The 2,056-nt window shown below is 57.8% G+C and carries 3 protein-coding genes; 2 read left to right on the top strand and 1 reads right to left on the bottom strand.

What is annotated here, in order from left to right:
- Nucleotides 1–287: alanine:cation symporter family protein (locus BN1115_RS12915; protein WP_042657466.1), on the bottom strand; the 287-nt coding region annotated here is incomplete at its 3' end.
- 364 nt (nt 288–651) lie between these two features.
- Between BN1115_RS12915 and BN1115_RS12920 the strand changes: the two genes are divergently transcribed.
- Together BN1115_RS12920 and BN1115_RS12925 are read left to right on the top strand one after the other, a co-directional pair.
- Complete coding sequence (locus tag BN1115_RS12920) at nt 652–1,074, top strand: GNAT family N-acetyltransferase (RefSeq protein WP_042657467.1); 423 nt, start codon at nt 652–654, stop codon at nt 1,072–1,074.
- Between the two features lie 77 nt (nt 1,075–1,151).
- Nucleotides 1,152–1,916 carry a M90 family metallopeptidase gene (locus BN1115_RS12925; RefSeq protein WP_042657468.1) on the top strand — a complete coding sequence of 255 codons (765 nt, stop codon included), beginning with the start codon at nt 1,152–1,154 and terminating at the stop codon, nt 1,914–1,916.
- The last annotated feature ends 140 nt before the right edge of the window (nt 1,917–2,056 follow it).

Raw genomic sequence — 2,056 nt, forward strand, 5'->3', positions numbered from 1 at the left:
ATCCACATCCAGAACAGGGCGCCCGGGCCACCGAAGGTGATGGCGGTGGCCACACCCGCGATGTTACCGGTACCCACGCGACCGGCCAGGGTCATGGCCAGCGCCTGGAAGGAGGAGACACCGGCATCGGTGCTCTTGCCATCAAACATCAGCCGCACCATCTCTTTGATATGACGCAGTTGTAAAAAACGGGTGCGCAGGGAGAAGTAAAGACCGACCCCCAGGCACAGGTAGATGAGCGCAGGGCTCCAGATTACACCATTGATGGCATTGACGATTTCATTCATGTACAACAACTCCTTTGTTGTGTTTGTGGCGCTGTCTTGGCGAGATCTTGGCCTCGCTCTCTGTCACTATTTTCGGCCCTGACTGTTAACAATCCAGTTAACAAACGAGCACGGGGTTGAGGGGTTAAGCAGAGCGCAAAGGCGCGCCATGCATGGCTTGTAACATATCGAGTTGTATCGGTGCTTCCCAGCTAAAAATGTCGTTTTGTTGCAAATTTGTGAATTGACAAGGGTGGGTGGATAATGGCAGGCAGCGTTTTCTATGAGTAAAGATGAGATCCTCCTTGTTGATCTGCGCCGAGCAATGTGACGGGCGTAACACAATGGAAAGCAAACATGAGGCCAACAATGCATGAGGCCAACAATGAAAGATACCTCTGACATATTGACGATCCGTCCCCCTGAGGCCGACGACGGGAGCGCAGTCGCCCACCTGTTCAGCCAATTGGGGTATCCTGCCGAAGGTTGTGACGTGACGGCGCGCCTGTTGGCGCCGGATCCCGCGAGCGTTGTGCTGCTTGCCTCCCTGGCTGACAAGGTGGTCGGGGTGCTGGTGTGGCACAAGCTGGCACCGCTGCATGTTGCACCAGCTTGGGGCCTGATCTCGGCGCTGGTTGTCGATGAAGGAGCAAGAGGGGCGGGAGTGGGCGCGGCCTTGCTCAAGGAAGCCGAACAGATGGCGCGGGCCGCAGGTTGCGCTCAGCTGGAGCTCTCCAGCAGCCTCAAGCGCGAGGCTGCCCACCGTTTCTATCTGGCGCAGNNGAAACGGTTCGTCAAACTGTTGTGATCTGGTTTTTGCATTAAGAAGAAGGAGTTGGCGTGCTGGGATGGTTCAAATGGCTGGGTGGTCGCCCGCAAACGCCCATGAGTGAAGATGAGCTGGCGCTGTGGCGTCAGGGGCTGGCGGCAGTGCCCATCTTGCAAGGGCTCAGCGAAACCGAGCAGACCACGCTCATCAGGTTGGGGCAACAGCTACTCAAGCGCAAGACCCTGACCCTGATCGGGGTAGCGCTCAGCCCCCGTCAACAGGCGGTGCTGGCACTGCAAGCGGCGTTGCCCATCTTGCACCTCGGCATTGACTGGTATCGCGGCTTTCACGAAATCATCATCATTCCCGAACCTGTCACGCGCAGGCAGGAGGTGCAGGATGAGTTCGGGCTGGTGAGCGAAGTTGAAGAGGAGAACGCTGGTGAATCCTGGCCGCAAGGACCGCTGGTGCTGGCCTGGAGCGAGCTGCAGCAGGACGGTGACTGGGACGGCTTTAATCTGGTGATCCACGAGCTGGCCCACAAGCTCGACATGCTGGGCGGTGAGGCGGACGGTGCGCCGCCGTTGCCGGGGCAGATGAGCAGTCAGCTGTGGCAACAGGCCTTTCAGGCCGCCTTCGATGCGCTGTGCCAGCAGCTCGATCGGGACGAGGTAACCGCCATCGATCCCTATGCGGCCGAACATCCCGCCGAATTTTTCGCCGTCAGCTGCGAGTGCTTCTTTACCGATCCGCTGCGGCTGCAGCAGGTCTATCCCGCGGTATACCGGCAACTGAGCCAGTTCTTTAGTCAGGATCCCGCCCTGCGTTTTCCTGCGACCCGCTTGCTGGCGGGCGAGACGGACGCCGAGTCACGTATCTGATAACCGATCAGCAGATGGTTTATTCGCAATAGCAAAACCCCATATTGTCGGGGTTTTGCTATTTATGGCTTTCAACTGCCGTATTTTGCTTGTAACTCTGAAAGAAGAGTAAATGGTCTTGGGAAGGTGCGAACAAGTCC

Origin of the sequence: Aeromonas allosaccharophila (assembly GCF_000819685.1) — a bacterium.
GTDB lineage: Bacteria > Pseudomonadota > Gammaproteobacteria > Enterobacterales > Aeromonadaceae > Aeromonas > Aeromonas allosaccharophila.